This is a genomic window from Actinomyces ruminicola (genome assembly GCF_900103885.1).
Classification (GTDB): Bacteria; Actinomycetota; Actinomycetes; order Actinomycetales; family Actinomycetaceae; genus Actinomyces; species Actinomyces ruminicola.
This window is the reverse complement of record NZ_FNIM01000005.1, coordinates 123,452-149,642: the sequence shown is the minus strand read 5'-3', so window position 1 is coordinate 149,642 and position 26,191 is coordinate 123,452. Positions and strand designations below refer to the sequence as shown.

At 69.8% G+C, this 26,191-nt stretch carries 21 protein-coding genes; 13 read left to right on the top strand and 8 right to left on the bottom strand.

The genetic code is table 11. From position 1 onward, the window contains the following. Positions 1–433 precede the first annotated feature (433 nt). On the bottom strand, positions 434–649 hold the full coding sequence (locus BLR49_RS06350; RefSeq protein WP_092535149.1) for a DUF3107 domain-containing protein: 216 nt from the start codon (positions 647–649) through the stop codon (positions 434–436). A gap of 238 nt (positions 650–887) precedes the next feature. On the opposite strand from BLR49_RS06350, the gene BLR49_RS06345 reads away from it, so the two are divergent. Both BLR49_RS06345 and BLR49_RS06340 read left to right on the top strand, forming a co-directional pair. After that, complete coding sequence (locus BLR49_RS06345) at positions 888–4,388, top strand: UrvD/REP family ATP-dependent DNA helicase (protein WP_092535146.1); 3,501 nt, start codon at positions 888–890, stop codon at positions 4,386–4,388. Beyond that, positions 4,385–7,873 (top strand): ATP-dependent helicase, encoded by a 3,489-nt coding sequence (locus BLR49_RS06340; RefSeq protein WP_092535143.1) that lies wholly within the window; start codon positions 4,385–4,387, stop codon positions 7,871–7,873. The genes BLR49_RS06345 and BLR49_RS06340 overlap by 4 nt, the downstream gene beginning before the upstream one ends. A gap of 64 nt (positions 7,874–7,937) precedes the next feature. Here BLR49_RS06340 and BLR49_RS06335 read toward each other — a convergent pair whose 3' ends face one another. Further along, the gene (locus BLR49_RS06335; protein ID WP_092535140.1) at positions 7,938–9,128 is read right to left on the bottom strand and encodes a phosphotransferase; all 1,191 of its coding nucleotides are present in this window, start codon (positions 9,126–9,128) and stop codon (positions 7,938–7,940) included. Between the two features lie 279 nt (positions 9,129–9,407). Between BLR49_RS06335 and BLR49_RS06330 the strand changes: the two genes are divergently transcribed. The 9 genes from BLR49_RS06330 (at position 9,408) to prfB (ending at position 16,685) form a co-directional block, all read left to right on the top strand. Continuing rightward, the gene (locus BLR49_RS06330; protein ID WP_092535137.1) at positions 9,408–10,700 is read left to right on the top strand and encodes a TadA family conjugal transfer-associated ATPase; all 1,293 of its coding nucleotides are present in this window, start codon (positions 9,408–9,410) and stop codon (positions 10,698–10,700) included. Beyond that, positions 10,700–11,551 carry a type II secretion system F family protein gene (locus tag BLR49_RS06325; protein WP_092535134.1) on the top strand — a complete coding sequence of 284 codons (852 nt, stop codon included), beginning with the start codon at positions 10,700–10,702 and terminating at the stop codon, positions 11,549–11,551. The genes BLR49_RS06330 and BLR49_RS06325 overlap by 1 nt, the downstream gene beginning before the upstream one ends. Then, positions 11,548–12,480: a type II secretion system F family protein gene (locus BLR49_RS06320; protein ID WP_092535131.1), complete on the top strand. Its 933-nt coding sequence runs from the start codon at positions 11,548–11,550 to the stop codon at positions 12,478–12,480. The genes BLR49_RS06325 and BLR49_RS06320 overlap by 4 nt, the downstream gene beginning before the upstream one ends. Before the next feature lie 115 nt (positions 12,481–12,595). Continuing rightward, the gene (locus BLR49_RS06315) at positions 12,596–12,793 is read left to right on the top strand and encodes a hypothetical protein (protein ID WP_092535128.1); all 198 of its coding nucleotides are present in this window, start codon (positions 12,596–12,598) and stop codon (positions 12,791–12,793) included. Between the two features lie 61 nt (positions 12,794–12,854). After that, on the top strand, positions 12,855–13,322 hold the full coding sequence (locus BLR49_RS06310) for a TadE/TadG family type IV pilus assembly protein (protein WP_425425759.1): 468 nt from the start codon (positions 12,855–12,857) through the stop codon (positions 13,320–13,322). Then, positions 13,319–13,822, top strand: coding sequence for a peptidase T4 (locus tag BLR49_RS06305; RefSeq protein ID WP_245690505.1), 504 nt, complete (start codon positions 13,319–13,321; stop codon positions 13,820–13,822). Before BLR49_RS06310 ends, BLR49_RS06305 begins: the two co-directional genes overlap by 4 nt. A gap of 113 nt (positions 13,823–13,935) precedes the next feature. Further along, positions 13,936–14,385 carry a glycosyltransferase gene (locus BLR49_RS06300; protein ID WP_092535175.1) on the top strand — a complete coding sequence of 150 codons (450 nt, stop codon included), beginning with the start codon at positions 13,936–13,938 and terminating at the stop codon, positions 14,383–14,385. A 622-nt stretch (positions 14,386–15,007) separates the two neighbouring features. Then, positions 15,008–15,553, top strand: coding sequence for a GNAT family N-acetyltransferase (locus tag BLR49_RS06295; protein ID WP_218121318.1), 546 nt, complete (start codon positions 15,008–15,010; stop codon positions 15,551–15,553). 10 nt (positions 15,554–15,563) lie between these two features. Beyond that, on the top strand, positions 15,564–16,685 hold the full coding sequence (gene prfB, locus BLR49_RS06290; RefSeq protein WP_092535119.1) for a peptide chain release factor 2: 1,122 nt from the start codon (positions 15,564–15,566) through the stop codon (positions 16,683–16,685). Here prfB and BLR49_RS06285 read toward each other — a convergent pair. The 3 genes from BLR49_RS06285 to BLR49_RS06275 form a co-directional block, all read right to left on the bottom strand. After that, positions 16,583–16,969, bottom strand: coding sequence for a type II toxin-antitoxin system RelE family toxin (locus tag BLR49_RS06285; protein ID WP_245690513.1), 387 nt, complete (start codon positions 16,967–16,969; stop codon positions 16,583–16,585). The genes prfB and BLR49_RS06285 overlap by 103 nt on opposite strands. 32 nt (positions 16,970–17,001) lie before the next feature. Next, complete coding sequence (locus BLR49_RS06280; protein WP_176765796.1) at positions 17,002–17,250, bottom strand: type II toxin-antitoxin system Phd/YefM family antitoxin; 249 nt, start codon at positions 17,248–17,250, stop codon at positions 17,002–17,004. 87 nt (positions 17,251–17,337) lie between these two features. Then, on the bottom strand, positions 17,338–18,384 hold the full coding sequence (locus BLR49_RS06275) for an LD-carboxypeptidase (RefSeq protein WP_092535110.1): 1,047 nt from the start codon (positions 18,382–18,384) through the stop codon (positions 17,338–17,340). 144 nt (positions 18,385–18,528) lie between these two features. Between BLR49_RS06275 and BLR49_RS06270 the strand changes: the two genes are divergently transcribed. Beyond that, the gene (locus BLR49_RS06270; RefSeq protein ID WP_092535107.1) at positions 18,529–19,431 is read left to right on the top strand and encodes a CPBP family intramembrane glutamic endopeptidase; all 903 of its coding nucleotides are present in this window, start codon (positions 18,529–18,531) and stop codon (positions 19,429–19,431) included. Between the two features lie 405 nt (positions 19,432–19,836). After that, positions 19,837–21,519, top strand: a complete 1,683-nt coding sequence (ettA, locus tag BLR49_RS06265) for an energy-dependent translational throttle protein EttA (RefSeq protein ID WP_086614176.1) — start codon at positions 19,837–19,839, stop codon at positions 21,517–21,519. 179 nt (positions 21,520–21,698) lie between these two features. On the opposite strand, the gene BLR49_RS06260 is transcribed toward ettA, so the two are convergent. The 3 genes from BLR49_RS06260 to ptsP form a co-directional block, all read right to left on the bottom strand. Continuing rightward, positions 21,699–23,087, bottom strand: coding sequence for an Ig-like domain-containing protein (locus tag BLR49_RS06260; RefSeq protein WP_092535104.1), 1,389 nt, complete (start codon positions 23,085–23,087; stop codon positions 21,699–21,701). A 297-nt stretch (positions 23,088–23,384) separates the two neighbouring features. Then, on the bottom strand, positions 23,385–24,380 hold the full coding sequence (locus tag BLR49_RS06255) for an acyl-CoA thioesterase (protein WP_092535101.1): 996 nt from the start codon (positions 24,378–24,380) through the stop codon (positions 23,385–23,387). Continuing rightward, positions 24,377–26,074 carry a phosphoenolpyruvate--protein phosphotransferase gene (gene ptsP / locus BLR49_RS06250; protein ID WP_092535098.1) on the bottom strand — a complete coding sequence of 566 codons (1,698 nt, stop codon included), beginning with the start codon at positions 26,072–26,074 and terminating at the stop codon, positions 24,377–24,379. Before ptsP ends, BLR49_RS06255 begins: the two co-directional genes overlap by 4 nt. Positions 26,075–26,191 lie beyond the last annotated feature (117 nt).

The following is a 26,191-nucleotide window of genomic DNA, read 5'->3' as shown; positions in this document are numbered from 1 at the left end:
CCTCCGGCTGCCGGTTGTTGTGGGGGTGCTGCCCGTGCGTGGTGGGTGGGGTGGGACGGGTGCGGTGCGTGCGCGGTGGTGGGACTGGTGCGGGTGTGGTGGGCACGGAGAGGCCTCCTCGTTGAGGGTCCGGGCGGGAGCTGACTGGCGCATCGGTTTGGTGCCGATGTCCGCAACCGTACCGAGACCCGTGCGCTCGGCGCCACTCCGGTGATGTGCCCTGTGGAAAACCCGCCACGGCGTGGGGTGGCGGGTTCGTCCGCGGCGCCCACTTTGGCCCGCCGGCAGGCCTTCTCAGCCCGTCCCCGGCCACCCGTGCCATATCAACCGATCTGGGCACGTAACTTCAACCGATCTGGGCACGTAACTTCAACCGATCTCAGCGAGAGGACCAGGGAGCAAAGGCACGAGGAGAGGGAGGCTCGGCCTCGGTTCAGATGCCGAAGCCGACGCGGCGGGGGGAGGCCTCGCCGATCTCGATGTAGGCGAGCGAGCCCGCCGGGATGAACACCTTGCGTCCCTTGTCGTCCGTCAGGGTGACCGAGGAGGTGGCGGCGTCCGCCACGGCTGCGAGGACCTCCTCCTGGGAGGCAGAGGTCTCCAGCGAGAGCTCACGCGTGGAGTGCTTGATTCCGATGGTGACCTGCATGGGTGCTCCTTCATTCAGGATCCGGGCTGCTGCAACCACTTCCGGGATGACAGCCCACGGCGGGGTATCCATCCCGATCCTATGGGTGCCGCGTCCGCAGCAGGCTGCTGGAGCCGCCACAATCCGGGCCGTTTCGCGCCGCGCGGACACCCACGACGCCGTTGCCCGCACTAGTCCGATACCCAGGTGACGTTAAGAGCGTTCAATTCATGTCGGACCCCCGTGGTGAGATGGGTACATGACCAGCCCAACCGGTGCGCCCCACCTCCTGCCTCCGCGCGTGCAGGCCCCGCTGCCCGAGCCGGATGCCTCCGCAGTCCAGGTCCTCGCCCGCGCCGCGGACGGCGTGAACCTCGTCGTCCTCGGCGCCCCCGGCACCGGCAAGACCACCACCGCCCTGCGTCTGCTGGTCGAGGCGGTAGGCACCCGCCGCAAGGATGCCGTCCTGCTCGCCCCCACACGCGCCCGCGCGGACCGCCTGCGCGAGCGCGCCTCCCATCTGCTTGAGGCCTCAGGTGCCCCGTCGGGCACGGTCCGGGTGCGCACCCCCGCCGGCCTCGCCCTGACGATCCTCAAGACCTCGCTCACCCAGCGCTCCGACCCGTTGCCCGCCCCAGTCCTACTGGCTGGTGCGGAGGAGGATGCCGCCCTGGCCGAGCTGCTGCGAGGCACCACCTGGGGGAACCTGCCCGCAGAAGCCGTTGAGTCCCGCGCCTTCCGCACGGAGTTGCGGAACCTGCTGGCCCGCGCAGGTGAACTCGGCGTGACCGCGGACCGGCTCGCCGGCCTCGGTGCCGAGCTCGACGTCCCGATCTGGCAGCGTGCCGCCGAGCTGCTGCGCCTTTGGGACGCGCAGGGCCGCCCCAGCGCCGCCAACCGCTCCGCCATCCGCAAGATGGATACGGCCCGCCTGCAGGACCGCGCCCGCGAGGCCTTACAGACCTGGGATGCCGACGGCGTGCTCGTGCCCCGCCCCGTTCCAGACGTCGTCATCGTCGACGACTATCAGGACTGCACCGCCGCCACCGCCCGCCTGCTGGTCGCGCTCTCCGGGCCCGACACAGATGGACACCGTGCCCAGATCGTCGCCCTGGGAGATCCCGACGTCGCAGTCGAGGTCTTCCGCGGCGGCAACCCGAGTCTGCTCAACGCCGCCGAGGACCGCTCCGGGCTAGCAGCCGAGCGGCTGACGCTGGGCACCGTCCACCGCGGCACGCCCGAACTGGCCCGGCTGTGGGCGGTGCAGGCCGACCGCATCCCCATCACCGGTACCGCCACGCACCGCCACCCCGAGTACGCGAACTGCGCTACTGCCGCCTTGGTCCACGGCACAGTCGCGGCCGCGCCCAGTGGCGTCCAGACCCTCCTCGCCTCCGGCCCGCTGCAGCAGACCGCCCAGATTGCCCGCATCCTGCGTGCCGAGCACGTCCACCACAACACCGGCTGGGACCAGATGGCCGTGATCGTGCGCTCCGCCGCCACCGCGCGCGCGGTCAGCCGCGAACTGCGCCACCACGGCGTGCCCCTCGCCTCCGCCACGCCCGCCGTGCTGCTGCGCGCCGAGCCCGCCGCGGCCGCCATCATTGACGCCTGCCGCGCCGCCCTGGGCGGCACCCTTGGCGACGCCGACACCCCACCAGAATGGTCCACTGCTTTCGAACTGCTCACCAGCCCCCTGATCGGGCTGACCAACCTGGACCTGCGGCGCCTGCGCCGTCGGCTGCGCCACGACCGCCCCGCCGAGGCCGGACGGGACGAGAACCTGCTCGGCGTGCTGGCCACCCCCCAGGCGGCCGCGGCCCTGACCCAGGAACTCGCAGACGAGCCTCTGGCCGAGCAGGCAGCGCGGCTGGAGCGCGCCGCCGGAGTGGTCGCCGCCCTGCGGAGCGTGGTCGCGGCCGCCCGGGAAGAAGACCGCCGCGTTGATGTGGAGGCGCTGATGTGGGCGGCCTGGCAGGCCTCGGACTGCGCTGATGCCTGGCGCACGGCGGCGTTGGCCCCGCACACCTCCCGCACCACCGCGCTCATGGCCCAGGCTGCCGAGCACGACCTGGACGTGGTCACCGTTCTGTTCAAGCGCGCCGAGGTCTGGGCCGAGCGCCACCCCGGCGCGGGGGCTGACGTCTTCCTGAACGAGCTGGCCGCGGAGGTTCTGCCCTCGGACACCGTCGCCCCGCAGGGCATCCGCCCGCCCGGCGTCGCCGTCCTGACCCCCGCCGCGGCGGCCGGAACCCAGTGGGAGGTGGTCGTCGTCGCCGGGGTGGAGCGAGATGTGTGGCCCGACCTGCGGCTGCGCGACGGACTGACCCGCTCCGGCCTGCTCGTAGACGCCGTCACCGACCGTCTCCCGCTCGCGGCCGACGGCAGGCGGGAGGCCATCCAGGATCCGGCGGAGGCCCGCAGCCAGGTGCGCGGCGACGAACGTCGCATGTTCCTGTCCGCCATCTCCCGCGCCCGCCGTCGCCTGGTAGTAACTGCGGCACTGGACACCGACTGTGCGCCCTCGCCGTTCCTGATCGAGGTCGCCGCGGCGGCCGGGCAGCAGCTCTTCAACGACGACGGCGAGCTTGAATGCGCCCCCGACATTGCGGACCTGACCCTGCCCGGGCTCGTGGGCGAGTTGCGCGCCGCCGCCGTCGCCGGCCGCCTGGAGGGGGCCGACGCCGCTGCCCGGGCACGCGGCCAACAGGCTGAGCAAGTGCTGGCCGCGCTCGCCCGCGAAGGCGTGAGCGCCGCCGATCCCGCCAACTGGGCGGGCCTGGGGCAGCCAACATCCAGCGCACCCCTGGTCGGCGCCGGTCAGGAGATCCGCATCAGCCCCTCCGACGTCGAGGCCATCACTAAGTGTCCGCTTAAGTGGTTCCTGCAGCGCAATGGCGGCGGCACCGGCACCAGCGATGCCCAGAGGGTCGGCATGCTCGTGCACGGCCTGGCCGAGCGCGCCGAGCGGGAGTGGCTGCGCGGCGAGGCGCTGCGCCAGGCCCTGGAGGAGGCCCTCCCGGAGCTGGGCTACCCGGACACCTGGCTCGGCGACCTCGCGCGGCAGCGCGTGCGCGACATGGTCGAGCGGCTTGACGCCTACCTCGGCTCGGTGACCGCTCCGGCCCTGGTGGAGCAGACGGTCGACGTTCACCTGGATCTGCCCGTGCCCGAGGACGGTGAAGAGGAAGGCACCGCCGCTGGGGATGGCGAGCCCGTGGCGCGCGCCGACGCCGGGGCCGCGGCCGGCGGCGGAGCACCCGCGAACGCGGGCGAGCGGATACCGGTGCGCATACGCGGGCGCATCGACCGCCTGGAGTTCCTCGACGGCGCTCCGCCCGACCCGTCCGCTAACGGGACGCTCCCCGCCGGGCAGGGGCAGCGCGTGCGCGTCATCGACTTCAAGACCGGCAAAACAAAGCCGTCACCGACGGATGCGAAGCTCAACGCGCAGCTAGCCACCTACCGTATGGCGCTGGCTGCGCTCGGCTACGAGGTTGATGGCACTGGGCTAGCCATGCTTGGGATAGAGCCGCGTAAGACCAAGGATCGGGGGGTGTACCTGACGCCCGATGGATTGGCCCTGGCCCCCAGCCTCGATCCGGAAACCGGAAAGGAGTGGGACGTGGAGCTTCTCGCCCGGGCGGCCCTGGACGTCTCCGGGCCCACCCTCCTCGCTCGCAGCGGCGAGTACTGCAACACCTGCTCCGTCAAGGCCAGCTGCCCCGTCAACCCCGAAGGAAGGAGGACCGTGGCATGAGCGCCGCCGACCTCACCCCCGAGGCCCTCGCCGAGAAGCTCGGCCTGCCGCGCCCCACTGCGGAGCAGTCGGAAGTCATCGGCTATCCGCTGCGGCCGCTGCTCGTGGTTGCCGGCGCCGGCAGCGGCAAGACCGCCACCATGAGCCAGCGCGTCGTGCACCTGGTCGCTACCGGCGCCGTCCGCCCCGACCAGGTCCTGGGGCTGACCTTCACCCGCAAGGCCACCGCCGAGCTGGCCGAGCGCGTCTCCCTCCGCCTCGCCCAGCTGGCCGCCAGCGGCGTCATCGCCGATGTCGATGACGCACCCGAGCCGACCGTGGCCACCTACGATTCCTTCGCCGGCTCGCTCGTGCGTGACTACGGCCTGTACGTCGGCGCCGACCCGGACGCTACCCTTATCACCGAGGCCCGGAAGTGGCAGATCGCCACCGACATTCTCGAGCGGCGCACCGACCCGCTGCCCATCGACAGCCTTTCGACTGCCACCAAGATTGTGCTGGACGCAGACAACGCGTTGTCCATGAACCTGCTCAGTATCGAGGATGCCAGTGAGCAGCTGACCGAGCTGCACGAACTTTTCGCCGGTCTGGTCCGTGCAGGTGGTGTAGGTGGTGCCAAGCCCGCCAAGGATGTCCTTGCCAGGGCGCCGGAGCGCATGAGGAACTGGCTGGAAGTGCTTGAGACGGTGCAGGAGTTCCGCGACTACAAGCGTCGGCACGGGCTGGTTGACTTCGGCGACCGGCTGGCACTGGCCTGCCGTATCGCCGAAGAGGTTCCCGAGGCCGTGGTGACCATGCGGGCGCAGTACCCGGCGGTGCTGCTGGACGAGTTCCAGGACACTTCCGTCGCCCAGGTGCGGTTGTTGTCGGCCCTGTTTGCCGACCGGGGAGTCACCGCTGTCGGCGACCCCAACCAGGCCATCTACGGCTGGCGCGGAGCCAGCGCCGGCGCGCTGGACACCTTCCACGAACGCTTCAACCCCTCCGGCACCCAGGCCGTCAGCCAAGGTGAGGATCCGGACGTCCACACGCCGGTGCTGCCGCTGTCTGTCGCCTGGCGCAATGACTCTGCGGTGCTCGCCGCCGCCAACGTCATCTCCAAGCCGCTGCGCAGCCACGAGTATCAGCCTGGCGACGCAGAAGTCAGCCACGTGCGGGTCGACGAATTGCAGGAGCGCTCGATCGAGGCCGGTCTAGGTGCCGGGAGGGTCCTCGGCGCCTTCCTCGCCGACCCGTTGCAGGAGGGCGAGACCGTTGCGGAATTCATGCGGGAGCGGTGGAGCTCCGAGGCCGAGCTAGCTATTCTCGGTCGGACCCATGACCAGCTCGATGTAGTGGCGAAGGTTTTACATGCCCGAGGGGTGCCCTACGAGGTGGTGGGGCTGGGCGGGATGCTGTCCATCCCCGAGGTGGCGGATGTGCGGGCCCTGCTGGCTGTGGCTGCCGACCCCGAGCGTGGCGACCGCCTCATGCGCCTGCTCACAGGAGCCGACATCGGTGCGGCTGATCTGCGGGCCCTGCAGCGCTTCGCTCGCGAGCTCGCGCGCCAGCGCGACCGGGCTGACGGCGCCGGTGCGGATACGCGGCCAGATGGCGACGGCGTGGCACAGATCGGGGACGCACGTGCCGAGGGCGTTGAATCTGGGAACGGCGGCGGCCCTGCGGAGCAGCTCGAGGAGGCGGCCCTGTCCGAGGCGCTCGAGGAGATTGCCCGCCGCGACGACGCCACCCGCGCCCCTGGCGCTCGGCGGCTCGCCGGAGAGCGTAGCGCCGGGGGGAGCGCGGAGAATGCCGGACTCAGCGAGGCGGGACGGCAGGCAGCGTTGCGGATCGCACGCGCCCTGCGGCGCGTGCGCGGTGCGCTCACTCTGCCTTTGCCGGACCTGGTGGCCGTGGCCGAGCAGGCCCTGGGGCTGGACATTGAACTGGCAGCCCGCGTCGGTAACCGCATGGGAAGGCGCGCTTTGGACGCTTTCCGGGCCGCCGCCGAGCAGTACGCGGCCGACGTCGAAACCCCCACTGTCTCGGGATTCCTGGAATTGCTCGAGCTGTTCGAACAGAAGGAGGACGGGCTGGATGTACCTGAAGTCGCGCCCACGCCCGGCGCCGTCCAACTCATGACCGTTCACGCCGCCAAAGGCCTGGAATGGGACTGCGTCGCTGTTATCGGACTGTCTGAGAAGTCGTTTCCTAAATATGGGGTCGCCCCGTCCGCAGATGGTACGTTGGTTGACAAGTCTTGGATGGGCTATCAGGATCAATTCCCGCACCCGTTGCGTACGGACGCGGACCAGTTGCCACCGTTCAGACTCGGCGAGCTCGACGTGCCGGCCGATGTGGGCATGGAGCTCACCGAGGATGAGAAGCAAGCGGTGGCCGAGTATCTGAATGAATACGCATACGCGTTGGGCCGCCACACGATCGCCGAGGAACGCCGCTTGGCCTACGTGGCCATCACCCGGGCCCGGCATGACGTGCTGCTGACCGGATCGCACCTGGCGAAGACCGCCAGGAAGCCGAATCCCATGTCGCGCTTCCTGGCGGAGTTGCGACGCCGCGACCTGGTCGATGAGTTCGGTCCCGGATTCACCGAAAGAAACCCGGACGCGGTCAATCCGCTGAGTAACGCCGTGGCGAAGGCCCCCTGGCCGGTGACGCACAGCGCGGCTCCGGGCTCGGAGCGGGCCGCGCGCATCGCCGCTGCCGAGGCCGTCAGCCGCGCCATGGCTGCTCCCGCCGCCGGGGGAGGCACGGGCGAGACCGGCCTAGGTGCGGATGGCATGCGGGATGGTGCCAGTTCCGACGAGTGCGTGTCCCACTGGTGGGAGGAGGCTCGCCTGCTGCTGGCCGAGCGCGACGCCGCCGCGGCCGAAACGCCCACGGTCCGCCAGCCCGCCCACTTGGCTGCCACCCGGCTGGCCGCGCTGCGTGATGACAGGGATCAGTTCGCGCTTGACCTGCGCCGCCCGCTGCCCTCCCAGCCGCAGTCTGCCGGGCGCCTGGGCACCGTCTTCCACGAGGCCATCGCCCAGCGCCTGAGCAGCCAAAGCCCCCTGTTCAGCCTGCAGACCGCCGGCGTCCCGGATACGCTCACCGGCTCCGACCGCAGGCGGGTGGAGCGCTGGCTCGACGTCGCCGCCAACCACCCGCTGCTGGAGGACTACCAGCTGGTGAGCACCGAGGAATCCCTTGAACTCACCGTTGGCGACACCACCCTGCGCTGCCGCATCGACGCCGTCTTCAAGCAGCCGGACACCGGCAACTACCTGGTGGTCGACTGGAAGACCGGCCACCGGCGCGTGCCGGTGGACCAGCTCAGCGTGTACGTACACGCCTGGTCCGCGAAAGAGCAGGTCCCCACAGACCAGATCCGGGCCGCCTACCTGTACGTGGATGAGCCAGGCGGGTATGTCGATGAGCTGGACGCCGAGTCGCTTGAAACCCTGGAGGAGATTCGACAGTCCCTGGAGCCGCGCGATCAGTGAACGGTGGCCCGCCCGGCCCCGCTGGCGGCCGGTCCCCGCTCAAGCCCGCCTCGGTGGGAGGTGGCTAGTCCTCCCTGCCGGCATCGTCCGTTTCAGCGCTCGCATGGCCGCCGTCGGCGTCGTCAGCGCCCTCGTCGACCAGCACCATTTTGACCTCGCTGGTGGTCGCCTCCGGCTCGGCCGGCTCCTTGTCCCCGGGCACCGGGGCCAGGCGGGGCCCGCTCGGCTCCACCAGCGGCTCGTCCCCGACCTGGTCGGCCAGGTCCGCCAGCATCGCCACCGCATCGTCAATGATCGAGTCGCTGCCGGAGCGCACCCCGTGCATCAGCCAACGGGCCAGGCTCAGTTCGCTGACCAGCTCCGCCCGGTCCCGCAGGTGCCGGTCCACGCCCTCGGTGCGGGCCAGGTCGTAGGCGGACTCGATCGAGTCCAGGCAGTCCACGGGCACGGAGGCGTACACCCACGCCATGTCCTCGGCCGGGTCGCCCACATGCGCCTGCCCCAGGCCGCGAATGGCCACCACCGCGCCGCCCGCAGTCAACACGTTCTCCGGCGCCAGGTCGCCGTGCACCACCACCGGACGGAACCGCCACAGCGCCGAGTCCTCCAGCGCCACCTCCCAGCGGGACAGCAGCGTCGGCGGCACCTTGCCCGTAGCGGCGGCATCGTCGAGCAGACTCAGCCAGTGGGTGCGTACATCCTCGGCGTCGTAGACCGGCAGGCCCGCCTCGGAGACCACCGTGGTGGGCAGGTCGTGCAGCTCGCCCAAGGCCTTGCCCAGACCCGCAGACAGTCCCGGCCCCGGGCGCAGCGCCTCGACGTCGATGGGCCGCCCCTCCAGATGGGAGCGCACCTGAATGTGGCTGCCCTCCTGGCGGAGCGTGCCGGCGGGGCGGGGCACGTTGAAGGAGAGTCGGCCGTCGTCGACTATCCGGCCGATGCGCCGCAGCACCTCCGCCTCCGCCTCCAGGGTGGCGCCGGTGGCGTCGTCGTGGGTCTCCAGCACTTCCCAGTGACGCCCCTGAGTGTCGACGACGCCGACCGTGCGCAGGGTGGCGGTCCGCTCCTGGGGGAGGGCCAGGCGCGCCGGGTTAAGCCCGGGCACGGCCACCGCGGCCAGGGCGGCCAGGGCGAGGGGGGAGCGCTCACGTGCGGGGGCTGAGGATGTGGCCGAGGTCGAGCGCACCGACGCCGCGGTCTTGCTCGACTCTGAGATGCTGGTGGGCCCGGAGGGCTCGGTGGGCGGCTGCGACATGACTCCACCGTAAGCGAGGAAGCCGCCGGACGGGGCGGCGCCGCGCCCCGGGCATCGCATGCCTGCCAGCAGACTCACAGGACGCTTGCAGTGATGCGGCTTACCTCCGGGCCTGGGCGAGGTTTTCCACAGGCCTCCGAGACGGACTGGCGCCGATGCCCAGTCGTGACCTATGGTCAACGCGTGGCGTTCCTCAGTGCTGAGCCAGCGCCACACACAGCACCCGCAATCCAGATCCTCAACTACTGCTCGATACCCAGCCAACCCCGTGAGGCCACCATGGATGCCGCAGCCCTGCTGCACTCCGAGATCCGCGAACTCGTCCGCCGCCGCGGCGTCGACCCGCTGACGGACACCTCCGAGCTCGAGGCGCTCGTCGCCGAGGCCAGCGCCGACTACGTCGCCCGCGCCGATGCCGGCCTCGTCCCGCCCCTGCTCGATCCCGACGACGCCGGGGCGCGAGCCGTTGACGCCCTGGCCGGCCTGGGGCCGCTGCAGCGCTACCTGGACGACGACACGGTGGAGGAGGTGTGGTGCAACGCTCCGGGACGGGTATTCGTCGCCCGCTCGGGCCGCCCCGAACTGACCACCACCCTGCTCGAGGATGAGGAGCTGCGCGTCCTGGTGGAGCGGATGCTGCGCGCCTCCGGGCGCCGCCTGGACCTGGCCAGCCCTTTTGTAGACGCCCAATTGCCCGGCGGCGAACGGCTGCACGTGGTGATCCCGCCCATCACCTCCCAGCACTGGGCGGTCAACATTCGCAAGCACACCTCTCGGGCTGCGCGCACCAGCGACCTGGTGCGCATGGGCTCGCTGACGCCGCATGCTGCCGCCTTCCTGGACGCCTCCGTGCAGGCGGGACTGAACATCCTGGTCTCCGGTGCCACCCAGGCCGGCAAGACCACCATGGTGCGGGCCCTGGCCGGCGCCATCCCCGCCGGGCAGCGCGTGATCACCTGCGAGGAGGTCTTCGAACTCGCGCTGCGCAACCGGGACTGCGTGGCCATGCAGACCCGCGCCCCCAACCTGGAGGGGGTGGGGGAGATCAGCCTGCGGCGCCTGGTCAAGGAGGCGCTGCGCATGCGCCCGGACCGGATGCTGATCGGCGAGGTGCGGGAGGCCGAGGCCCTGGACCTGCTGATCGCCATGAACTCCGGACTTCCCTCAATGTCCACATTGCATGCGAACTCCGCCCGGGAGGCGGTGGTCAAGATCTGCACGCTGCCGCTGCTGGCGGGTGAGAACGTCAGTGCCGCCTTCGTCGTCCCGACGGTTGCCAGCGCCGTCGACCTGGTGGTCCACCTGGACCTCGGCCCCGATGGGCACCGCCAGGTGCGGGAGATCGCCGCCCTGTCCGGGCGGGTGGAGAACGGCACCATCGAGATGTCCGACGTCTTCACGAGGGACGCCGCGGGCAGGCTGGTGCGCGGGCCCGGGGCTCCTCCCGCCCAGGAGCGCTACGCCCGTGCCGGCCACGACCTGGCCTCCCTGCTGACCAATGACGCGCAGCACCCGCACACCCGCCCGAGTGTGCACCCCGCACCCGCCGCCGGGCCGGGGGAGTGGTCCTGATGGGCGCAGTGGCCGGGCTGCTGGGCGGTGTCGGCATGATCCTGATCTGGCTCGCCCTGACCAGCGAACCGCCCCAGTGGCGCTCTGAACGGCAGCGGCACCTGGCCGACCTGCTGGTGCAGGCCGGCGTCGGACGCACCAGCCCTGCCCTGTTCGTCGTCGGCAGCCTCGTCCTCGGCGCCGTCGTAACCCTGGTCTTCCTCGGCATCTCCCGCGCCTGGACGATCGCGGCCGCCTTCGGCACCATCGCCGCGGGCGCGCCCCTGATGGTCGTCTCCTCCCGGGCACGCGCGCGTCGCACCAACCTGCGCGAGGTGTGGCCGGAGGCGGTCGACACGCTCGTATCGGGCGTACGCGCGGGCATGAGCCTGCCCGAGGCATTGACCAACCTCGGCGAGCGCGGGCCCGAGGCGATCCGCGAGGAGCTGCGCGCCTTCGGCGTCGACTACGCCACCACCGCCCGCTTCGACCAGTCGCTGGACCGGCTGAAGGCCCGATTCGCCGACCCCGTGGCCGACCGCATCGTGGAGGCTCTGCGCCTGGCTCACGAGGTCGGCGGCAGTGACCTGACCACGCTGCTGCGCGCCCTGTCACGGATGCTGCGGGAGGACATGCGTACCCGCGGCGAGTTGGAGGCCCGCCAGTCCTGGACCGTCAACGGGGCGCGGGTCGCGGTGGCCGCACCGTGGATCGTGCTGGCCCTGCTCGCTACTCGCCCCCAGGCCGCGGCCGCGTACGCCACAGCCACGGGCGCCCTGGTCCTGGCGGTAGGCGGGGCGGTGAGCCTGATCGCCTACCGGCTCATGCTGCGACTCGGGCGCCTGCCGGAGGAAGACCGGGTGCTGCGATGAGCCCAGCCCTCACCGGCGCCCTGACCGGCCTGCTCGGCGCCTGCGGCATCCTCATGGTGATCGACGCGGTGCGGCGCCGCCGTCCCACCCTCATCTCCCGGCTGGAGCCATACGTCCACGCGCGCCCCAGCACGTCCCGGCTGCTGGCCTCCGCCTCACCCACCGCCGATGGACAGACCATCAGTGGCGTGCTGCTGGACACGGTCACCCGGCTGGGCGGGGTGCTGGAGGCGATCGGTTCCTCCGCCGAGTCGGTGCGGCGCCGACTGGCCCGGTCCGGGACCGGGCTGACCTATGAGGAGCTGCGCATCCAGCAGCTGCTGTGGGCGGTGGCCGGGCTCGCCATCGCCACCGGCGGCGGTCTGGCGCTGTCGCTGGCGTGGCGAGTCAACGTGCCGCTGCTCATCGTATTCTCCCTGGTCGCCGCCGTCGGCGGGGCGGCCGCTCGCGACTGGTGGCTCACCCGCGCCGTCGAGCGGCGCCGCAGCCGTATCGAGTCCCAGCTGCCCGACGTCGTCGAACTGCTCGCGCTCGTGGTCGGCGCCGGCCAGGGACCGGTTGCCGCCATCGAACGGGTCGTGCACATAGGACGCGGCGAGCTCGTGGAGGAACTCGAGCTGACCCTCGCCGACGTCAACTCCGGCACGGTGCTGACCACGGCCCTGGCCCACCTGGAGGACCGGGTCGGTTCCCTGCACGTGACCCGCTTGTCGGAGGCGATCGCCGTCGCCCTGGAGCGCGGCACCCCGCTGGCCGACGTGCTGCGCGCGCAGGCCGCCGACGCCCGCGAAGCGTCCCGGCGCGCCCTCATGGAGGAGGGCGGGCGCCGCGAGATCGCCCAGATGGTGCCCGTCGTCTTCCTGATCCTGCCCATCACCGTCGTCTTCGCCCTCTTCCCGGGCCTGTTCGTGCTGCGGATCGGCCTATGAACTAACGCCACACCCGCCCGGCCGCGATCGGCGCCCGTACTCGACGGGCCACCGGAGAACTGTTCTCACTACCAAGCAAACGTCCACGAAAACCAACTCGGAAACGGAGAATCCCATGCACACCCTCAAACGCCTGAGCGTTCGCCTACAGGCCCGGCTGCACCGCCTGGACGACGAGCGCGGTGACGTCCCCGGCTGGGTGCTGGTCACCCTCATGACCGCGGGCCTGGTCGTGGCCCTGTGGGCCGTCGCCGGCCCTACGCTGACCCAGGTGTTCAACGACGCCATCGCCAAGGTCACCGGTGCCATCTGAACGGTGGGCTCGCTCTCGCTGCCGAAGCCTCCGCAAGCATGACCGGCGCGGCAATCCCCTCCTGCGGCGCGGCAGAATCTGCGGGGACGATCGCCGTACTGTCTGCGGCAGACTGGGCACGTGCAACCAGGCTGACGAAGCCGGCGCGGCCGTCGTTGACTTCGTGCTGGTCGGCGTGCTCGTGATCGCCGTGTCGGTAGCGCTGCTTCAACTCGCCCTCGGTCTGCACGTGCGCAACGTGCTCACCGACGCCGCCGGGGAGGGGGCCCGCCGCGCCGCGCTCGTCGGCGGCACCACCGCCGAGGCGGACGCCCGCGTGCGCGCCCTGGCCGACGCCTCGCTGGCCGACGGCTACGTCGAGGCCGTGACCGTCACCCGTACCAGTGTCGGTGGCGTCGCCGTCGTGCGCGTGGATGTGACGGCGCCGCTTCCGGTGCTCGGCCTGCTGGGGCCCGGCGGGACGCTGCACGTGACCGGGCACGCCGTCGACGAGGCCGCCCTGGTGGGTGTGGACGGGGACGAGCCATGAGCGTGGGGGCGGCGGTCCGAGACGGTGCGGATGCCCGCGGACGATGGGCGCGTCTACGCGCCCGGCGGCGCCGACACGAGTGGGCGTTGCGGGGCGGGGACTCAGAGGCGGGCAACGCGCCGGTGGAGTTCATCGGCTGGGCGGTGGTGCTGGTGGTGCCGGTGGTGTACCTGCTGATCGCTCTCGCCCAGGTGCAGGCGGCGTCCTTCGCGGTGGCCTCGGCTGCTGACGCCGCCAGCCGCGTCCTCGAGGTCGAGCAGGGGGAGGCCGCCGTTGCCCATGCGCGTGCGGCAGTCGGCCTGGCCCTGTCCGACCAGGGGGTGGACGCGGATCCCGCAACCGCGCTGAGTGTCTCCTGCGCCGATGCGTCCTGTACGACCGCAGTGGTGCGGGTGCAGGCGGGGGTGGATCTGCCGCTGCTGGGATCGGCCGGGCTGGGGCGGGACGTGGTCGTAATGGATGCCGCGCGCTCCGTCACCCTCGCTGGAGATGCGCCATGAACCGGGCCGGGGGGCACGGCGCCCAGTGGGTGCGGCATGCGGCCGAGAGGTGGCAGCGCGCGGTGGAGCACCTGCGGTGTGCGGCCCGGCGGAGCCGTCTCGTGTCCGTCCGGATGCGGCGTGCGGCCGCCGGGGAGGATGGGCAGACCCTGCTACTGGGTGTCGGGCTGATCACCGTCGTCCTGGCGCTGATCCTCGTGCTCGCCTCCGCCAGCGCCGTCTACCTGGACCTGAAGACCCTCACCTCCCTGGCCGACTCGGCCGCGGCCGCGGCGGCTGACGCCGTTGACGAGGACTCCTACTTCGGTGGCGCCGCCACCGACGCCGGCCCCGGCGTGCTGTCCGACACGGGCGTGCAGGCCGCGGCCGCCGCCGACCTGGTGAGCCAGCCGGTGGAACTGACCGGTTTGCAGATCGCCGAGGCCTACAGCCCGGATGGTGCCACCGCCGTGGTGACACTGACGGCATACTCTCAGCCTCCATTCCTGCCCTGGGGCGTGATCCCCGCGTCCGGCTTCACCATCACCGCCACCGGCACCGCCCGTGCCACCACCGGCATGTGAACGGGGCGGCAAAGGATCCTTCTTCTCGGAAGATGAAGTCTGTGTGCCGCAACACCCTCTTCACTGAGCCCAGCACAAGTGACGTGCCCGGACCGGCGCAGGTGACGTGAGGGCGCGACTACCGAGGTATTGGTGGAAGCCGATGAGGGCACTTGCACACCGGAGCTGTCAGGACAAATGTGGGTGGCATGGGTTTTCTCTTGGAATGACGCGGAATCGGCGGATAGTCGAGAAACGGGTGCTGATGCTCCCGTGTGCGCCGAGGCGTCCGGCGCACACGGGAGCCCTCTGTTCCGCCTGGCTGGCTGGAAGTGAACCGCGGAATCATGCGGATTGTGGGTTTCAGTCCGAGTTTCGCGTGTGCGGCGCGAGGCAGGCTCCCACAGAATCGCCTTCAGGGCGACCCAAGTTGTGGGAAACGAACGTTGTCTCCAATGATCGGCTGTGCCTCGGCCGCTGTTGCGCGGCCCTGCAGTGATTGCTCAGACTGGGATGCACGGCTCTGGGATGAGTCAGGGGCCTCTGAGTGCCCGGGCGCGATAGCCTGCGAGCGCTTTGCGAGGAAGGAGACGTCACGGTGACAGAACGGCCAAACGCGAGGCCGGCACCAGAGGTAACGCTGGTGCCTCTCACAGCAGACGACCGCGAGCAGTTCATTGCTGACAACCAGGAGGCCTTTCTGTACGGGGCCACCCAGGAGTTCGGCATGCGCGACGATCACTTCGAGGAGGACGGGCAGATCATCTCGCGCGAAACCATCGAGCGCTCGATCGACGGTGAGCGTGCCCAGGCGTGGCGCATAGTGCTGGAGGGCCGCAAGGTCGGAGGCATGGTGCTCCGCATCGACGAATCGGGGCGCAAGGGTGAGCTGGAGCTGCTGTTCGTCTCGCCGCGCGCCCACAGCAGGGGCATCGGTCAGGCGGCCTGGCGCGAGGTCGAGCGGATACATCCGGAGGTGCTCGTCTGGGAGACCACTACGCCCTACTTCGAGAAGCGCAACATCCACTTCTACGTCAACAAGCTGGGCTTCCACATCGTGGAGTTCTTCTGCGCCGCGCACCCGGACCCCAGTGAGGCCGATGCCGGCGGTGAGGAAGAAGACGCGGACGGCATGTTCCGCTTCGAGAAGGTCATGGGTGCGTCCGGGAGTGCCCCGGGTCTGTTCTAGACTCGTGCCCGTGGCCACAGACTTCCCCGCCGAGATCGAGCAGCTCCGACACACCTACGCCTCCGTCGTCGCCGTGACGGACCCGGAGGCGCTGCGCGGGCGCATCGCCGAGTTGTCCGAGCAGGCCGCCGCCCCCGACCTGTGGGATGACCCCGACGCCGCCCAGGCCGTCACCTCCGCCCTCTCGCACGCGCAGGCGGACCTCAAGCGCGTGCAGGCCCTGGGCGGGCGCATCGACGACCTTGAGACCATGGTCGAGATGGCGGGGGAGGAGTCCGGGGCGGACGCCGAAGAACTGCTGGCCGAGGCCGAGCGCGACCTCGCCGCCGTGCGCAAGGACTTGTCCGATCTGGAGATCCGCACCCTGCTGTCCGGTGAGTACGACCAGCGCGACGCCGTGGTAACCATCCGCTCCGGCGCGGGCGGCGTGGACGCCGCCGACTTCGCCGAGATGCTGCTGCGCATGTACACCCGCTGGGCCGAGCGGCACGACTACCCGGTCAAGATCCTCAACACTTCCTACGCCGAGGAGGCGGGGCTGAAGTCCGTCACCTTCGAGGTGCACGCCCCCTACGCCTACGGCACGCTCAGCGTGGAGGGTGGCACCCACCGGCTGGTGCGTATCAGCCCCTTCGACAACCAGGGCCGCCGCCAGACCTCCTTCGCGGCCGTCGAGGTCATCCCGCTGATCGAGTCCACCGACCACATCGACATTCCCGAGACGGACATCCGCGTCGACGTGTTCCGCTCCTCCGGCCCCGGCGGCCAGAGCGTCAACACCACCGACTCGGCCGTGCGCATCACCCACCTGCCCACCGGGCTGGTGGTGTCCATGCAGGACGAGAAGTCGCAGATTCAGAACCGCGCGGCCGCCATGCGCGTGCTCCAGTCCCGCCTGCTGCTGCTCAAGCAGCAGGAGGAGGACGCCAAGAAGAAGGAGCTGGCGGGCGACGTCAAGGCGTCCTGGGGCGACCAGATGCGCTCCTACGTGCTCAACCCCTACCAGATGGTCAAGGACCTGCGCACTAATTACGAGGTCGGCAACCCCGACTCCGTGTTCGACGGCGACATCGACGCCTTCATCGACGCCGGCATCCGCTGGCGCAAGCAGCAGGAGCAGGCGGTCGACTGAGCCTGCGAGAGTGTCCTTCCGGCTGGCGTCGGTCCGGGCGGCTCCGGGCAGCGGTACACGTCGCGGCGCTGTTCGGGCGTGACAACAACGACGACGAGTCGGCCGTCGTCGATCGTGTAGATGATGCGGTAGTTGCCCACGCGTACCCGCCAGGCGGGGCGGCCCTTGAGGGGGTGGCATCCGGGGGGATGCGGGTCGGTGGCGAGCAAGGCGATCGCTCCCTGGATTCGACGCTGATCCGGCTTGTCGATGCGTCGTAGGGCTTTTTGTGCCGCGGGGCGCACCTCAATCTTGTATCGCACGGGTGTCTGCTTGCTCAGTCGAGCCCGAGGTCGGCCTTGACCTCATCCCAGGGGATGTTGGGGCCCTCCTCGTCCATTGCTGCGTCGTAGGCGGCGATGTCATCCTGGTCCTCCAGCGCCTCGAGCATGCGCTCATAGGCCGCCGGACTGATGAGTACGGCGGCGGTCCGGCCCCGCTTGGTCAGGAAGACGGCGTCCTCGTGCGCCTTGTCCACTAGAGCGGGGAGCTCGGCGCGGGCACGGGACATGGTTACGGTGGTCATGACTGAAATGTACGCTTCGGCAAGCGAGTTGTACAGAGTTCAGCTCGGTTGCCCGCGCCTGCCGACTCCGCCCCGTGAGACAGGACTTCAGGCGTATGAGGCGGTAATCCGCCGGGAGGCGGCATCGACGGTGAGCGTGCCTCCGTGGGGGAGGATCCACTGGGGTCGAGTATGTCCGAAGGGGACTCCTGCGCATACCGGTGCCGCCGTGTTGTAGTGCCGGATGACCTCAAGCGCACTCTGGGTCTGCTCCTGCCGGTATTGCGCACGCGCCTGGGCGTCACGCGAGACCTGGAAGCTGGTTGCGGGCGGCCGGGCCAGCATTACTGCGGCCGCGGCCGCGAGTACCCCGCGTTCTCCCAGAGAGCGCAGCATGCCAGCCACCAGTTCTCGGCCGGGAAGCAACTCGGAGGTTTCCAGTATCAGAACGCAGCCATCAAGGTCTCTGGCGTCTGCATGGATACGCCCTGCGGCGAGGCCGAGCACCAGCACCTCCAAGCATCCGCCCCAGCCGGGCCCGCTGACTGTTGTGGGAGGCCCGTCCCAAAGCCAAGGCGCCGTCTGCTCGCGGGTCCCGTATTCGCTCAGCGCTTGCGGATCGGCCCAGTCCTTGCCGAAGTCCTCCGACTCTCCCGGCTCGGTGACTTCCAGAGTCTCACCCGTCAGCAGTGCCGCACGCAAGGAGGCGCGATGAACGGTGTCGACCTCGGGCCCGGGTCCCAGGTGAACCTGGGTGGCGCCGCCGTGGAAGCTGCACACGCCGTGCTCCCACAGCCACTGGTGCAGGTTGGTGTTGTCCGAGTAGCCGAGCACCGGCTTGGGGTCTTTCAGGACGGGCTCGGAGTTCAGAAAAGGCAGGATGGACACCTGGTCGTCACCGCCCGCGGTGGCGATGATCGCGCGAATGCTCGGATCGGCGAAGGCGGCGTTCAGGTCATCGGCGCGCTCGCGCGCGCCGGCTCCGAGACGGCGGGTCGTGGGGAACTCCACCGGCACCAGGCCGGTTATGGCGTGGAGCCGCTCCAACGCCTGTTCATGGACTGCGGGGCCGATCGCGGGCGCGGCCAGCGACGGCGACAGCACCGCGATCTTGTCACCCGCTTCGGCCTTCCGGGGCCGGGTCAACAAATCCATGCCTGTGAACCATAGCCGGACAAGCACAGGACGGTAAAGGTCCTCGGGGAGGTCCCGGACGGGTCCCTGAATCTGTGGCGTGTCGGCCCTGGTTAATGTCGCTGGCTCTGGAATCGGTGATCGGCGCCACTTAGCGTGGCCTGTATGAGCGCACACGAGATCACCGGGGCAGGAGCCAATACAGAGGCGAAGCCGGAGGTGCGAGCGAGCCGGCCGGGCCTGGGCGGCGCCGTGTTGCGGGTGGCGATCGCCATCGCGGTCATGCTGCTGAGCGCCACGGTGCCGACGCTCGTCATGGCCGTACCGGGCGTCGGATCACTGCTGGACGGGAAGGTCTTCGGGCGGGGGAGCACGGGGCTGCTGGTGGTCTGCCTGGCTGTGCTCGCGATATTGTCCCTGGCGACGGTTTGCGCCTTTATATGCACCCGGCTGCTGAGCACTCGACTGGATCACGCGAGCCCCTCCGATCTGGCAATGCGCCCGAGCCCGCGTGCGCTGGCCTGGTGCGTCGGCATGATCATCACCGCCTTCATGGTCATGGCCCTGGCCGGTGCCGTAGGTGAAGCGCTCGGCATTGCTCGGGAGGAGCCCGCCATGCCGGGCGACACGTGGTGGTCGGCGATCCTGATTCAGATCGCCCTGGGGTTCTTTCTGCAGGGAATCCCCGAGGAACTGGTGTGGCGCGGTTGGTTGTTCCGCTCACTCGGCTCCACCCGGACGGCGGCGGCCGTCTCGGTAGTTGCCTTCACCGTCATGCACCTGATCTCACAGGGCGGCCAGGAGGGATGGGCCGAGCACGTGACTTATCTGGCCATGCCCTTCGGCTTCGGGGCGGCGGCGATGGCTGCACGCTGGGTGTCGGGCTCGACCTGGGCGGCCATCGGTGCCCACGGCGGATTCCATCTCTCCAACCTGTTGGCGGTTAGCACCGGCGTCCCCGTTGACGAGCCGGTCACCTGGGTTGTCATCGGCTGTCTGTGGCTGGTCGCCGGGGCGATCGTGCTGCTTCTGCACAAGACGCGCGCCGGTCGCGCAATGGCGCGGTAGGTGCCTGCACTCAAACGCCAGGCCGGGTGATCTCTGAACGGTAGGCATTCGGACGGCCTTCATCCGTGCGTGAGTCCGAGCTATATCTGGACACGTCTGTCCCGGCGCGAGCCCCCTGGGACCTGGGAGTTCTCTCATCGTCGGGGCGACCGGGCCTCCAGGTGTGTTTCGGACCGCGCCTTGCGACGCGGTCTTGATGTCGATAAACCGTCAACCGATGCTCAGCGGCGGCCGCGCACGTGCACGGCGTCACTGGCCCGCGCCGTCGCCCCGGGTCCGCGGCTCCCGTAGGCTGGGCGGCGGTGCGTGCCGACGACGAGGGCCGCACCCCGGCGCAGTCGGGGGAGCATCGTCGTCGGGGCGCGAGTGAATCCGAGCAACCCCTTTGAAAGGCGTATCAGACCTGTGGCTGAATTCATCTACCAGATGATCAAGGCGCGCAAGGCGCACGGTGACAAGGTCATCCTGGATGACGTCACCATGGCTTTCCTCCCGGGAGCCAAGATCGGCATGGTCGGCCCCAACGGCGCCGGCAAGTCCTCGATCCTGAAGATCATGGCGGGCATCGACCAGCCCTCCAACGGCGAGGCCCGGCTGTCCCCGGGCTACAGCGTCGGCATCCTGCTGCAGGAGCCGCCGCTGAACGAGGAGAAGACCGTGCTCGGCAACGTCGAGGAGGGCGTGGCCGAGATCAAGGGCAAGCTCGACCGGTTCAACGAGATCTCGGCCGCCATGGCTGACCCGGACGCCGACTTTGACTCCCTGATGGCTGAGATGGGCACCCTGCAGGACCAGCTCGACGCCGCCAATGCCTGGGACCTGGACTCGCAGCTGGAGCAGGCCATGGACGCGCTGCGCTGCCCGCCGCCGGACGCCGAGGTCAAGCACCTCTCTGGTGGCGAGCGCCGCCGTGTGGCCCTGTGCAAGCTGCTGCTGGAGGCCCCCGACCTGCTGCTCCTGGACGAGCCCACCAACCACCTCGACGCCGAGTCCGTCCTGTGGCTCGAGCAGCACCTGAAGGCATACAAGGGTGCCGTCATCGCGGTCACCCACGACCGCTACTTCCTGGACCACGTGGCCGAGTGGATCGCCGAGGTCGACCGCGGTCACCTGTACCCCTATGAGGGCAACTACTCCACCTACCTGGAGACCAAGGAGAAGCGCCTGGAGGTCCAGGGCAAGAAGGACGCCAAGCTGGCCAAGCGCCTGAAGGATGAGCTGGAGTGGGTGCGGTCCTCCGCGCGCGGCCGCCAGGCCAAGTCCAAGGCGCGTCTGGCCCGCTATGAGGAGATGGCCGCCGAGGCCGAGCGCACCCGCAAGCTCGACTTCGAGGAGATCCAGATCCCGCCGGGCCCGCGCCTGGGCAACCAGGTCCTGGAGGCCACCAACATCAAGAAGGGCTTCGACGGCCGCACCCTCATCGACAACCTGTCCTTCACGCTGCCGCGCAACGGCATCGTCGGCATCGTGGGCCCGAACGGGGTCGGCAAGACCACGCTGTTCAAGACGATCGTGGGCCTGGAGCCGCTCGACGGCGGCGAGCTCAAGATCGGCAAGACGGTCAAGTTGTCCTACGTGGACCAGACCCGCGCCGGCATCGACCCGAACAAGACCCTGTGGGAGGTCGTCTCCGACGGGCTGGACTACATCCAGGTCGGCCAGGTGGAGATGCCCTCGCGCGCCTACGTGGCCTCCTTCGGCTTCAAGGGCGCCGACCAGCAGAAGCCGGCCGGGGTGCTCTCCGGTGGTGAGCGCAACCGCCTGAACCTGGCGCTCACCCTGAAGCAGGGCGGAAACCTGATCCTGCTGGACGAGCCCACCAACGACCTCGACGTCGAGACCCTGTCCTCGCTGGAGAACGCGCTGCTGAACTTCGCGGGCTGCTCGGTGGTCATCACCCACGACCGCTGGTTCCTGGACCGCGTGGCCACCCACATCCTGGCCTGGGAGGGCACCGAGGAGAACCCGGCCTCCTGGTACTGGTTCGAGGGGAACTTCGCCGCCTACGAGGAGAACAAGGTCAAGCGCCTGGGCGCCGAGGCCGCCCGCCCCCACCGCGTCACCTATAGGAAGCTCACGCGCGACTGAGCCGAGCGGGAAGGCCGCTTGCGGACTTTCCCGAGGCGATGGAGTCGCGTTGCAGGTCGCTGGGCGAACAGGCTTGCGGCACCGCACAGATATGAGGGTGGGGCCACGGATCAATGATCCGTGGCCCCACCCGTTTGCCGTTGAGAGGCGATCAGCCCGGTGTCCGGGGTGTCACCGCGTCACTCGCGGGCGCGGGCGCGCTGGAGAGCAACCGCCCCGGCGATCAGCAGAGAGCCGGCGCCGAGCACCAGCACCAGGCTGTTGGCGCCGGTACGGGCCAGCGAGGGGCGGGCCGGCGTGGTGGCGACAGTGGTCGGCACGACGGGAGCGCCGGTGGTTACGCTGGCGCTTGCCGCCGGCGTTGTGGCCGAGGCAGTGGGCGTTGTCGAGGCGGACTCCTCGGGGGTCGGGGACTCCGACGCGCTCGGGGACTCGCTCGGGGTGGCCGACTCGGTGGGAGTGGCGGAGGGCGACTCGGTGGGAGTCGGCGATTCGCTAGGCGTGGGAGACTCGCTGGGAGTCGGGGACTCACTCGGAGTGGGGGCGGGAACGTTGCCGTTGGCGGACCCGCCGCCGTTACGAAGTACCACGGTGGTGCTCGACTCCAGAGTCTTGCTTACGAGGGTCACCGAGGCGTCGTCGGTCCAGGGGCCGGCGCCGGTGAAGCTCATCGGCAGAATGACGCGAGCAAACTGACCGGCGGGAATCACGACGGTACCCGTCATGGTGGTGTCGGTGCAGCTGGTGACCGTCACCTGTGCGGTGGTCCCACCAGTGGGGTCACCCCACACATTTCGGCCCGTGTAGGAGTAGGCGGAGGCGTCACAGGTGAAAGCCTGGTTCGGAGAGGTCAGCGTGTCGGCCCAGTCCACCGTCACGGAACCGGCTCCTGCGGCCAGCTCCTCGGTGATGGTCGGGGTCTGGATGGTGACGCTCCCGGAGCTCACGCCGTTGGCGTCGGGAGTCGGGGCAGAACCGAACTTGCTGACATAGTTCGGCATTTCGGTGCAGTTGCCCACGCAAACGCCGATGGGGGCCTCAACAGTCGTGGTCTTCCCATTGGTGTTGAATGTCAGTGTCTCGGTGGTGCTGGGGGTGATCACGCTGGTGAGTCGGGTGTCGAGCCAGCCGGACAGCGAGACGTCGTGGTGGGACTCAACGTAATCGGTCAGAGTGATGACCACCTGACCCGGCGTGCCGTCCTCGCTGCCCATGTATGTCATGGTCGCTGCGGTGGCGCCGTCCTCGGTGTTGAGGTTCCAGGTGGTGCCGGAATCGAACCGAAGCTGCTCGGGAACGCTGATGGTGTATGCCTGACCGGCGCAGTGGCCGTCCTCGAGATCGAGGGAGAACTGGAGTTTCAGCATTTCCCAGGCGACCGCCGCGTTCTCGGCGGACACTGGCTCATCGTTTTTGAGGAGTGAGATGTCAGGGGTCTCGGTTGTAGCGGTGCAATTGCCTTCAGCGGCACGTGCCGTGGTGTGGAACGCCGCGGGGACGATCATCGCCAGGGCCAGTGCTCCCAGGGCGAGCACAGCCAGAAGACGCGAAGCTGCGCGGGAGCGCATGATGCTCCTTTCTTAGGCGGGCAAGGGGAGTTGACGAACAACGGGACCGGCTGCCGAGAACGCAAACACCCCCGCCCCGACGCTCACGGGTGTGAGGAGGGCGGCGGTGGAGCTCCGCAGCAGCAGGTTTCAGTTGCGCATCATACCTGCGGAAAGGGTCCTTCAACGGCGTTTTCGGTCCGATCTTGGTTGTAGCCTGTTGCGTTTGTCACCGTTTCCCTGGAATGTCGTTTGCTAGTGCAGCGCAGGGATTCCCGTGTGGAGGGGAGTGGTCCCCGACGTGCAGGGCGTGCAGGGTCAGGCCGAGGCGTCCGGAATCGGCCCGCCGTCGTCGCCCTCGGCCAGGCGAATCGCCCAGTCGCCGCTGCCATGCGCGGTGGCGGTGGGGGTGCGGATCATGCCCTCCTGAGCGATGGTGGAGACCAGCCGCCCGGAGGAGTCGAACACCTCGGCGCGGGCCATGGAGCGCCCGCCCTGGGAGGTGGGGGAGTCCTGCACGAACAGCAGCCAGTCGCCCGCATCCACATCCCGGTGGAACCACTGGGCGTGGTCCAGGGTCGCCAGGCTCATGCCCTCGCTGCGCCAGGACAGGCCCTGACTGCGCAGTGCCGGCTCCAGCATGACCTGGTCACACATGTAAGTCAGCAGCGCCCGGTGCACGGTCTGGCTGGCCTCCGCCGGAATCGCGCCGCGCGAGCGCACCCACAGATGCTGACGGCCCTCAACCCGTCTTCCCGGGCGCAGGTAGATATTGCCCTCCACGTGGCGGATGTCGAAGGCGGTGGTGCGGCCCAGGAACTTGGCCACCGGATGATCGATGGAGCGGAAGATCTCCAGGGCGCTGATCAGCTCCTCCGGACGCGGCACGTCCGGCGCCTCCAGCTGCACCTCCGTACCCTCCTGCTGCTCCTGGAAGGAGGAGACCATGGTCAGGATCGGCACGCCGTCCTGAGTCGTGGTGGTGCGACGCTGGGAGAACGAGCGGCCATCGTGCATCCGCTCGACGTCGAAGCGCAGCGTCTGGCCCGGTTTGCCGCCGCGCATGAAGAATGCGTGCACCGAGTGCGGTTGGCGGGGGCCGTCACCGTCGTCGACCATGGTGGCGGCCGCCGCCAACAGGCCCTGGGCGACGACCTGCCCGCCGTAGATCCGTCCGGAGATCTGGGGCAGCGAGGAGCCGATGAACGCCTCCACCCCGTCCCCCGCGCCGGACACCTCCTCCAGAGCGAGGATTCGTGTTACCGAACCCAGTGGTTCGGTGCTGGCGGGGGGAACGGGGTATGGGTGCGTCAAAGACCGAACTCCTCCAGGATCGGCAGCTCGGCGCGCACCGCCTGCCGGGCCTCGTCTCCGGTGGCCGAGGCGGTGGCGATTCCGGCGAGCCGCTGGCACTCGGCCAGGTCCACCGTCTTCAGGACCGCGTCGACGTCGGGCAGGGCGCGGGCGGTCATGGACAGGCTGGCCACGCCCAGGCCCACCAGCACCGTTGCCAGCGCCGGATCCGCGGCGGCCTCACCGCATACGCCGACCGGGCGCCCGTGCGGGGCGGCGCCGTCGCAGGCCTGCTTGATCAGGCGCAGAACGGCCGGCTGCCAGGCGGTGGACAGGTCGGCCAGCGAGGAGAGCAGACGGTCGGCCGCCATGACGTACTGGGTCAGGTCATTGGTGCCGATCGAGGCGAAGTCGGCGTACTCGAACATCTTGTCTGCCATGATCGCGGCCGAGGGCACCTCAATCATCATGCCCGCGGTCTTAAGGCCGTAGGAGCGGGCCTTCTCGGTGAAGGCCTTGGCCTCCTCCACCGTTGAGATCATGGGGGCCATGACCCATACCTTGGCCTCGGTCTCGGCCTCCGCCTTGGCCAGGGCCTCCAACTGGTGGTCGAGCACCTCCGGGTCGCGGCGCGTGGTGCGGTAGGCGCGAACGCCCAGGGCCGGGTTGGCTTCGGTGGCGTCGGTGAGGAAGGGCAGGGGCTTGTCGGCGCCGGCGTCGAGGGTGCGCACAACCACCTTCTTGCCCGGGAATGCCTCCAGGACGGCCTTGTATGCCTCGACCTGGTCGTCGACGCTCGGCTCCTCGGGCTGGTCCAGGAAGCAGAACTCGGTGCGGAACAGGCCCACGCCCATGGCGTTGGCCTCCGCGGCGGAGCGCGCAGCAGCGCCGTCGCCGACGTTGGCTAGCAGCTGCACCTCGTGGCCGTCCTTGGTAGCGCCGTCCCCATTGAACACGCGTACGCGGCTGGCCAGCTCACGGGCGCGACGCAGCTGATCCTCGCTCGGATCAACCACGATCGTGCCCTTGGTGCCGTCCACCAGGACGATGTCGCCATCGTTCAGCTGGTCGGTGACGGCGGAGCCGGTGCCCACGATGGCGGGCATGCCCAGGGCGCGCGCCAGGATCGCGGTGTGGGAGGTCGGTCCGCCCTCGGAGGTGACGAAGGCGACTACCTTCTCCGGGTCCAGCAGGGCCGTGTCGGCCGGGGCGAGGTCTTCGGCCACCAGCACGAAGGGCTCGGGCAGGCGGGGGATGCCGGGCATGGGGGAGTCGGTCAGCACTGCGACGATGCGATCGCGCACATCCTGAACATCGCGCGTGCGCTCGGCCATGTAGCCGCCGAGGGACTCCAGCATGGAGGCGAGCGTCCCGGCGGCCTCCCACACGGCCCGCTCGGGCACCAGGCGACGCTCACGGACCATGGCCTGTGCGGAGGAGGTCAGGGTGGGGTCGGCGGCCATCTGCGCGGTGGTCTCCAGGAGGGTGCGGCCATCGCCCTTGGCCTCGGCCGCGGACAGCTCAAGGCCCTTCTTAACGGTCTGTGCGGCCGCCGCGATGCGGTCGCACTCCTTGTCGATGTCCCGGCTCGGTTCCAGGGTGGCGATCTCGGGTTCGGCGATGCCGGGCGCCATGCGGGCGACGGGCCCGGCGACGAGTCCGGGGCTCACGCCGATGCCGGTAAGAGAGGTGGGGGTTGCGGCGGACGGGGCCATACGGTGCTCCTCAACAGCGATGGAGACGGGTGTCACGGCTCATTGTGCACCGACTTGGTGCTTCGGGGAGCGATTCTGCCATCGGATGAATGACGATTGACAGCCGGGGGATGGTGC

Coding starts and splice junctions, on each gene's coding strand:
- BLR49_RS06340 (WP_092535143.1), top strand. CDS start 4,385: ATGAGCGCCGCCGACCTCACCCCCGAGGCCCTCGCCGAGAAGCTCGGC.
- BLR49_RS06315 (WP_092535128.1), top strand. CDS start 12,596: ATGCACACCCTCAAACGCCTGAGCGTTCGCCTACAGGCCCGGCTGCAC.
- BLR49_RS06350 (WP_092535149.1), bottom strand. CDS start 649: ATGCAGGTCACCATCGGAATCAAGCACTCCACGCGTGAGCTCTCGCTG.
- BLR49_RS06280 (WP_176765796.1), bottom strand. CDS start 17,250: ATGACCACCGTAACCATGTCCCGTGCCCGCGCCGAGCTCCCCGCTCTA.
- BLR49_RS06345 (WP_092535146.1), top strand. CDS start 888: ATGACCAGCCCAACCGGTGCGCCCCACCTCCTGCCTCCGCGCGTGCAG.
- BLR49_RS06300 (WP_092535175.1), top strand. CDS start 13,936: ATGCGGCGTGCGGCCGCCGGGGAGGATGGGCAGACCCTGCTACTGGGT.
- BLR49_RS06275 (WP_092535110.1), bottom strand. CDS start 18,384: ATGGATTTGTTGACCCGGCCCCGGAAGGCCGAAGCGGGTGACAAGATC.
- BLR49_RS06260 (WP_092535104.1), bottom strand. CDS start 23,087: ATGCGCTCCCGCGCAGCTTCGCGTCTTCTGGCTGTGCTCGCCCTGGGA.
- BLR49_RS06325 (WP_092535134.1), top strand. CDS start 10,700: ATGGGCGCAGTGGCCGGGCTGCTGGGCGGTGTCGGCATGATCCTGATC.
- BLR49_RS06270 (WP_092535107.1), top strand. CDS start 18,529: ATGAGCGCACACGAGATCACCGGGGCAGGAGCCAATACAGAGGCGAAG.
- BLR49_RS06305 (WP_245690505.1), top strand. CDS start 13,319: ATGAGCGTGGGGGCGGCGGTCCGAGACGGTGCGGATGCCCGCGGACGA.
- BLR49_RS06335 (WP_092535140.1), bottom strand. CDS start 9,128: ATGTCGCAGCCGCCCACCGAGCCCTCCGGGCCCACCAGCATCTCAGAG.
- BLR49_RS06320 (WP_092535131.1), top strand. CDS start 11,548: ATGAGCCCAGCCCTCACCGGCGCCCTGACCGGCCTGCTCGGCGCCTGC.
- ptsP (WP_092535098.1), bottom strand. CDS start 26,074: ATGGCCCCGTCCGCCGCAACCCCCACCTCTCTTACCGGCATCGGCGTG.
- BLR49_RS06330 (WP_092535137.1), top strand. CDS start 9,408: ATGGATGCCGCAGCCCTGCTGCACTCCGAGATCCGCGAACTCGTCCGC.